Below are 6,954 nucleotides of genomic sequence, written 5' to 3'. Positions count from 1 at the left end.
GCCTCCTCATCGCCCAGCGTCACCGCCTGAATCCCACCGATCAGGTCCGAGAGCGTCGGGTTGATCATCAGGTTTTCGAGGCTATTGCCGTGCGCCGTGCCCACAAGCTGAACGCCGCGCTCGGCGATCGTGCGCGCGGCCTGCGCCTCAAGCTCGGTGCCGATCTCGTCGATCACGATCACTTCCGGCATGTGATTCTCGACCGCCTCGATCATCACCCCGTGCTGCTCGGATGGTCGCGGCACCTGCATGCGGCGCGCACGCCCGATGCCTGAGTGCGGAATATCGCCGTCGCCCGCGATCTCGTTCGATGTATCGACGATCACCACCCGCTTGCGGAAGTTATCGGCGATCACCCGCGCCATCTCGCGCAGCAGCGTCGTCTTGCCGACGCCGGGCCGTCCCAGCAGCAGGATGCTCTGGCCTTCCTCGACCAGATCTTGCAGGATGTCGATCGTGCCGAACACCGCGCGGCCAACGCGGCAGGTCAGGCCAATAATCTGGCCGGAGCGGTTGCGGATCGCCGAGATGCGGTGCAGCGTGCGTGGAATGCCAGCGCGATTATCCTCGCCGAAGCGCCCGATGCGCGAGACGACATATTCCAGATCTTCGCGCGTGATCTCCATCTCCGATAAAAACTCTTCGGCGTTGCGATAGCGGGCTTCGGGCAGGCGGCCCAGATCCATCACAATCTCAATCAGATCATCACGACGCACATCGTCGTCGATTGGGCGGCGAATATGCGGCGGCAAGGTGTCAAGTAAAAGATCTATATTACTTGTAATAACCTGTTCTTTCATACGCTCGTCCTACTCCCTACTGCGGGATGCGTGGCAATGTCGTAGCCGGCTCCAGGTTCGGCTCAGTCCTCAGCAGCGCCGGTACACGCACGGCATGACGCTGCGGCACAACCAGATGCTTGACGAACAGCGTTTGCTCACCACGGAGCTTAAAGCCCAGTTCCTCAAGAGCGCTGCCGATTTCCGACTGATAGCCGCGTATTACAGCAAAAACCGTGCGCGGCTCACTTATATGGCTCAGTGCGTAGCGTAACATGGTCGCCGCCTGCTGGCGAATCTCCGGCTCGAACATCGGACGCAGCACATGCGCCCGTGGGCCGGTCAGCACGTGAATATGCATCTGAAGCGACTGATCGTTGCCCAGGATCCAGCCGCGCTCGCACCATCCCAGCCGTCGCCGAGGCATCGGAAGCTGCCAGGAGGTGCTTTGTCGGAGTTCGGCATGCTGCACGTGCCGGGGAGTCACGCGCATATACAGCTGGTGGATCGGCCATGCGTCGCGCCGGAGCTGTCGGCGGAGCGCCATCAGCGCGCTGCCCTCCTGGATCATCGGCTCTGGAAGCATCCAGATCTGCTGCTGGGTGTAGGGCTGAAAGCCAAGCTGCCTGAGGATTTCGGTCATATCCTCGAAGCGATGCCCCACTGCCGCAAAGACCCGCTCGATCCGCGCGTGCCCGGCTCGCTCGATTAAGTTCTCCGTCAGCGAGAACCAGACATCTCCGTCGGGTATGTGGCTGCTGTGCGAGGTAAACCCGGCGAGATACGAAATATCGATCTCCGGCGCGTGGGCGCGCTTGTGCGCCTGGATAAAGCCGCGCAGGCCGCCGTTGCGCAGCACGAGCGTGACCATATCGTTGCCGAGCGGTCCCAGCATCGAGCGCAACGACACGACAAAAGGACGATAGCTGTTCGCCAGCATCGTCTCGGTATAGAAAAAGATGCGCCGCTGTGGTCGCCGCCGCAACGCCCAGAGGTCGGCGACCATCGCCGGTCGAATCAATCCGGTGCTCCTCAATGTAGCCGGACAGCGCCAGCAGCTAGGGTGTCAGCAACACCTCAAGCTGTCGTAGATGCGCCTCGTCATGCCCCACCACTCGCTCGACTTCCGTACGCAGCGAGTACGGCCCCTGAACTTCGTGCTGCCCTACCCGATCCCAGATCTCCGGTGCCAGCGCCGCTAGGCGCTGGACGTTTGTATGCCGCAATTCCTGAAACTCGGCAATCGTCGTTTGGAGCGCTTCGCCAAGGTAGCGCCCGCCAGCCGCCGCCGCTTCCTGGTCCCAGTTCGGAATCCGCGCCTCGCCATCAGCAAACAGCGTCATGCGCTCGCCCAGCAGACGCTCACGATCGCGCAGATGGCCGAGCACCTCCAGCCCGGCCCACTCACGTCCAGGCTTACGCCGCAGCGCCGCCTCCGGCACGTCGCGTACCAGATTCACAATCTGCTGTGCGCTCCGGTTCAGTTGATCAAGCAGCGTATCCATAGTCTGCCATCAGGCCGGGGGTGTCGGATACTCCCCCAAACCATTCCCGTTCTCATGCAGAATCGGCAGTTTCCCAACAGGCCGCCTGATTCTGCAATCGGCTACAGATCCAGAAATAGCTCGTGAAAGCGGGGATCGTTCGTTAGCTCAGGGTGAAACGCCGTCGCTAAAAACCGTCCCTGCCGTGCTGCTACTATACGACCGTCGTCAAGTGCTGCCAGCGGTTCAACATCAGGCCCAACCTTATCGATCAAGGGCGCGCGGATAAAGACCGCATGGAAAGGCCGCTCGCCAAACTCGGCAACGCTCAGATCGGCCTCAAAGCTATCAAGCTGCCGTCCAAAAGCGTTGCGCCGCGCGGTGATATTCATTAGCCCCAGCGCGGGCTGTCCTTCGGGGCGGCCTTCGGTAATATCCTTAGCCAGCAAGATCATCCCCGCGCAGGTGCCCCAGATCGGCATCTCCTGCTGCGCGCGCTCGCGCATCGGCTCAAGGAGCTTATACGCTACCAGCAGCTTGCCGATCGTCGTGCTCTCGCCGCCGGGAATGATCAGACGATCGATCGCGTCGAGATGTTGCGGCAGCCGCACCTGCGTCACCTGATGGCCCAGCCGCCGCAGCATATGCTCATGTTCGATAAAAGCGCCTTGCAGCGCCAGCACGCCAACGTTCATTGTGTCCTTTTCGTCTTCTACGGTTGCCGAGCCTACCAGCCGCGTCCGGCCAGCAATTCGGTCTGCGGAATAGCGCTGATCTCAATCCCAACCATCGCCTCTCCCAGGCCCTTGCTCACCTCGGCGATGATCTTCGGATCGTTGTAGTGGGTCGTCGCCTCGACGATCGCTTTGGCCCGCCGCGCCGGATCGCCCGATTTGAAGATGCCGGAGCCGACAAACACGCCTTCGACGCCAAGCTGCATCATCAATGCCGCGTCCGCCGGAGTCGCAATGCCGCCAGCGGCAAAGTTCACCACCGGCAGCTTGCCCGTCTCGGCAACCTGCTTGACCAGCTCATAAGGCGCTTGCAGCTCCTTGGCCGCCACAAACAGCTCGTCCTCGTCCATGGTTTGCAGGCGGCGAATGTCGGCGAACAACTGCCGCGCGTGACGCACTGCCTCCACCACGTTACCGGTACCGGCCTCGCCCTTGGTGCGGATCATCGCCGCGCCTTCGCTGATGCGGCGCAGCGCCTCGCCCAGGTTGCGGCAGCCACACACAAACGGCACTTTGAATTTATGCTTGTTGATGTGATTCGTCTCGTCGGCGGGCGTTAGCACTTCGCTCTCGTCGATATAATCTACGCCGAGCGCCTCTAGCACCTGAGCCTCGACAAAATGCCCGATGCGCGCTTTCGCCATGACTGGGATTGTCACAGCCTCGACAATACCCTGGATCATTTCGGGATCGCTCATGCGCGCGACGCCGCCATGCTTGCGAATGTCAGCCGGGACACGCTCCAGCGCCATCACGGCGACGGCCCCGGCCTCTTCGGCGATCCGCGCCTGCTCGGGGGTGACGACATCCATGATCACGCCGCCCTTCAACATTTGGGCCAGCCCTACTTTCGTCGTCCACGTCGATTTTTCCATATTACAGCCTCCTATGGGCCTGAATTGAACTATTTGTATGTGCCGTATTGTACCATACGCGAAAAGTGACACAATTAACGCTATACAGCAGACAATAGTAGAGTCTCTTGCAATGGATTACCCATAGAAGAAGTGTAAATACTTTCTGTCGCAAGCAGTGCTCTTCCCTCGACAGGAAATGTTTGGGCTATGCTCCCCGCACCTTTGTTCTTTGTTCCCTTGTTCTTCCGTTCCTACCCTGCCTGCGCATTAGCGCGTTGAGTGCCGCACCACACGATCGAGGCCCTGATCATCCCAGGCGACCGGATCTTCAAGCGGCTCAAGGTGGGTCATCACGGTGCTATCGGGCAGCGCGCGGTTGATACTCAGCTCGATCTCCTCGCACAAGTCGTGGCCGCGCTGCACGGTCCACGATCCCGGCACCAGCACGTGCATCGAGATAAAGCGGCGCGGCCCCGACATACGCGTGCGCAGCGCGTGAAACTCGATTCCTTTGCGCTGGTAGCCTGCCAGCACGCCGCTGATCACCTGCTGGTCGCTCCGCGATAAGGCGCTGTCGAGCAAGCCGTAGCCTGTCTGACGCAAGAGCCGTACGCCGGTCCAGACAATGTTGGCCGCGACGACGACCGCGATCAGCGGGTCGAGGATCAGCCAGCCTGTCACTTGAACGAGGAGGATGCCAACGACAACGCCCACGGTGGTCCAGACATCTGTAAGTAGATGATGCGCATCCGCCTCCAGCGTGATCGAGCGCAGCCGCTTGCCTGCCCGCATCAGCAGGAGCGCGACACCACCGTTGATCGCCGCCGCCAGCACCGATATGCCAACTCCTAATCCAACGTGCTGAAGTGGCTGAGGCTCCCAGATCCGACTCCAGGCGGCGACGCCGATGCTCGCGGCGGCAATTAAGATCAGCGCACCTTCGAGGCCACTGGAGAAGTACTCGGCTTTGGTGTGCCCGTAAGCGTGTTCCTCATCCGGCGGACGTGCCGCCAATGTCAAGGCCCAGAGGGCAACCAGCGCAGCAATGAGATTAACCACCGACTCGGCAGCATCGGAGAATAAACCTACCGAGCCTGTCAGGAGATAGGCGCTAAATTTCAGGATAATCGTCAGCAGTGCCGCTCCTATCGAAAAGAACGTGTATGAGCGGGCAGACTGGGTGAGCATAGCTATGCCTCGGCCATCCTTCTCTGTTCCCATACCGTGTATCATCCAAGCGATGATGGCGGTATGCGCAGCAGATCAAGTATCTCAACTAGCTCAGCATGAGCAGCAAACGTCGGTGCGCGCCGCTCGCCCGGATCATACCAGAATAAGCACGAGCGCTCACGTCACGACGGCTCCTGCTATAATCATGCAAATGGGAGGAGCGCCACCCAATGGCAGACATCGTCGAATATCGCTGGGCACCAAGCCCTCGAATCTATCGGCTGACACACAACATATTTGCGCCACCGTTAGCCGCCTACTTCCATCTTCAATCGCAAGGTGTCGAGCATATTCCTGAAACAGGCGCGGTGGTGCTTGCCTGTAATCATCTTAGCAACCTCGATCCAGTGCTCCTGGCCGTGGCGTGCCCGCGCCCGATTAATTATCTGGCTAAAATCGAGCTTTTTCGCGTACCGATCTTAGGCGCTCTGATCCGGCGCTATGGAGCCATCCCCCTACGCCGCAGCGCATCTGATCCTGAGGCGATCCGGCTTGCCGAACAGGTGCTTGAGCAGCAGCAGCTACTTGCGCTCTTTCCTGAGGGCACCCGTAGCCGCACGGGGCAGCTTAAGCCCTTTCGGTTTGGAGCCGCCCGCCTGGCGCTCAAATACCGCGCCCTGCTCATTCCAGCGGCGATCAGCGGCACCGATCGCGCTATGCCCGCAGGAGCAAAGATACCGCATCGTGTCCCGATCCGTATTGTGTTTGGGCCACCCATCGCTACAGAGCCTTACCACTATCACGGAACAGGACGTACTCCAGAGGTCCATCTGCTTGAAACCGTGACGAACTTGCTTCAGGCAGAAGTCAGGCGGCTGAAAGAGATGATCGAGGCGTCGGGGTAGAGCCGCAGGGCACGCGATATGCAACACTTCGCTTCAACTGGGCGTCAGATATGCCGGTTAGTAAACTTGAGGTTTTATACAAGGGAGCACACCATGGATACAACACGGCGCTTAACACGTAGCAATACCGATCGGATTATCGCGGGCGTGGCTGGCGGCGTCGCCAATTACCTTAACGTCGATCCGACCCTCGTTCGTTTGGGCTTTGTTCTGCTGGTCCTCAGCGGCGTCTCACCGTTTATCTATCTCATCTTGTGGGCAATCCTACCCAGCGAGAGCACCGTGAACCAGCCTTTTAGCCAGCAGGTGCGCGAGAATATCTCCGAGATGGAGCGGCGCGCCACGCAGGTGGCGCAACAGGTTGGTAGCCAGATCAGCCATCTTGTCGGCAATGAGCAAGCGCGTCAGGTCAATCAGCCAACATCTCAGCAGGGCACAGCCCAGCACGATCCAAACGAAGGCCCGGAAACTGGCCCGACCAGACGATTGTAGTAGACGTAGCCTGAGACAACGCCGGGGAGTTATTTACTCCCCGGCTATTTTGTTGCTCATCCCGCCTCCAGATTGCCTGTTTAAACACAACAAGGACTTCCCACATGAGAAGTCCTTGTCGATATTGGTAGCGGCGGCAGGATTCGAACCTGCGACCTTCGGGTTATGAGCCCGACGAGCTGCCACTGCTCCACGCCGCGCCGTCGCTGAGAAGAGTATTAGTCAGGGTGCATGGACCTTGTCTCCCAGGGCCGAGGCCCCAGTACCCGCGGCGCTGCCACGTTTCACGGCCCGGTTCGGGATGGGACGGGGTGGGTCCGTGGCGCTCCGCACACACCCAAACGCTGTGCCCTCGCTCAGCACGGATGCTGCACCTCACCAGGTGCCTACCAGTGCGCAATCTCTCGTCATCCTCGTCGTCGTTTGTGCCTTGCGTCAGCCCGCGCGCCGCGCGCCTGCCGAAGATTCCAGGGACCAGGCAAGCCCTCGCGCGTCAGTGCGCGTCCGCTCCACCCGTCACCGGGCGTCCACGG

General features: G+C 60.3%; 8 protein-coding genes, 1 tRNA gene and 1 rRNA gene. 2 read left to right on the top strand and 8 right to left on the bottom strand.

The features are described from left to right. The 6 genes from VFZ66_10400 to VFZ66_10375 form a co-directional block, all read right to left on the bottom strand. A partial coding sequence (locus tag VFZ66_10400) for an AAA family ATPase (GenBank protein HEX6289591.1) occupies window positions 1-800 on the bottom strand: 800 nt, incomplete at its 3' end. 16 nt (window positions 801-816) lie between these two features. Continuing rightward, window positions 817-1,800: a hypothetical protein gene (locus VFZ66_10395; protein HEX6289590.1), complete on the bottom strand. Its 984-nt coding sequence runs from the start codon at window positions 1,798-1,800 to the stop codon at window positions 817-819. Between the two features lie 37 nt (window positions 1,801-1,837). Beyond that, window positions 1,838-2,284 (bottom strand): DinB family protein, encoded by a 447-nt coding sequence (locus tag VFZ66_10390; GenBank protein HEX6289589.1) that lies wholly within the window; start codon window positions 2,282-2,284, stop codon window positions 1,838-1,840. Window positions 2,285-2,385: 101 nt separating this feature from the next. Next, the gene (pdxT, locus tag VFZ66_10385) at window positions 2,386-2,958 is read right to left on the bottom strand and encodes a pyridoxal 5'-phosphate synthase glutaminase subunit PdxT (GenBank protein HEX6289588.1); all 573 of its coding nucleotides are present in this window, start codon (window positions 2,956-2,958) and stop codon (window positions 2,386-2,388) included. A gap of 32 nt (window positions 2,959-2,990) precedes the next feature. Continuing rightward, a complete protein-coding gene (gene pdxS / locus VFZ66_10380) occupies window positions 2,991-3,872 on the bottom strand; it encodes a pyridoxal 5'-phosphate synthase lyase subunit PdxS (protein HEX6289587.1) in 882 nt (293 codons plus the stop codon). Window positions 3,873-4,121: 249 nt separating this feature from the next. Beyond that, the gene (locus VFZ66_10375) at window positions 4,122-5,042 is read right to left on the bottom strand and encodes a cation diffusion facilitator family transporter (GenBank protein HEX6289586.1); all 921 of its coding nucleotides are present in this window, start codon (window positions 5,040-5,042) and stop codon (window positions 4,122-4,124) included. A 212-nt stretch (window positions 5,043-5,254) separates the two neighbouring features. Between VFZ66_10375 and VFZ66_10370 the strand changes: the two genes are divergently transcribed. Next, window positions 5,255-5,929 carry a lysophospholipid acyltransferase family protein gene (locus VFZ66_10370; GenBank protein HEX6289585.1) on the top strand — a complete coding sequence of 225 codons (675 nt, stop codon included), beginning with the start codon at window positions 5,255-5,257 and terminating at the stop codon, window positions 5,927-5,929. Window positions 5,930-6,022: 93 nt separating this feature from the next. After that, complete coding sequence (locus VFZ66_10365; GenBank protein HEX6289584.1) at window positions 6,023-6,421, top strand: PspC domain-containing protein; 399 nt, start codon at window positions 6,023-6,025, stop codon at window positions 6,419-6,421. Between the two features lie 125 nt (window positions 6,422-6,546). Here the strand turns inward: VFZ66_10365 and VFZ66_10360 are convergent. Both VFZ66_10360 and rrf read right to left on the bottom strand, forming a co-directional pair. Next, window positions 6,547-6,621: transfer RNA gene (locus VFZ66_10360), tRNA-Met, on the bottom strand. Window positions 6,622-6,645: 24 nt separating this feature from the next. Then, window positions 6,646-6,760 (bottom strand): 5S ribosomal RNA (rrf, locus tag VFZ66_10355). Window positions 6,761-6,954: the final 194 nt, after the last annotated feature.

Source organism: Herpetosiphonaceae bacterium (assembly GCA_036374795.1).
Lineage (GTDB): Bacteria > Chloroflexota > Chloroflexia > Chloroflexales > Kallotenuaceae > LB3-1.
This window is presented reverse-complemented; position numbering and strand designations above follow the sequence as displayed.

Excerpts from the sequence above, each read along its gene's own strand:
- VFZ66_10390 (HEX6289589.1), bottom strand. The coding sequence starts at position 2,284 with ATGGATACGCTGCTTGATCAACTGAACCGGAGCGCACAGCAGATTGTG.
- pdxT (HEX6289588.1), bottom strand. The coding sequence starts at position 2,958 with ATGAACGTTGGCGTGCTGGCGCTGCAAGGCGCTTTTATCGAACATGAG.
- pdxS (HEX6289587.1), bottom strand. The coding sequence starts at position 3,872 with ATGGAAAAATCGACGTGGACGACGAAAGTAGGGCTGGCCCAAATGTTG.
- VFZ66_10375 (HEX6289586.1), bottom strand. The coding sequence starts at position 5,042 with ATGCTCACCCAGTCTGCCCGCTCATACACGTTCTTTTCGATAGGAGCG.
- VFZ66_10370 (HEX6289585.1), top strand. The coding sequence starts at position 5,255 with ATGGCAGACATCGTCGAATATCGCTGGGCACCAAGCCCTCGAATCTAT.
- VFZ66_10365 (HEX6289584.1), top strand. The coding sequence starts at position 6,023 with ATGGATACAACACGGCGCTTAACACGTAGCAATACCGATCGGATTATC.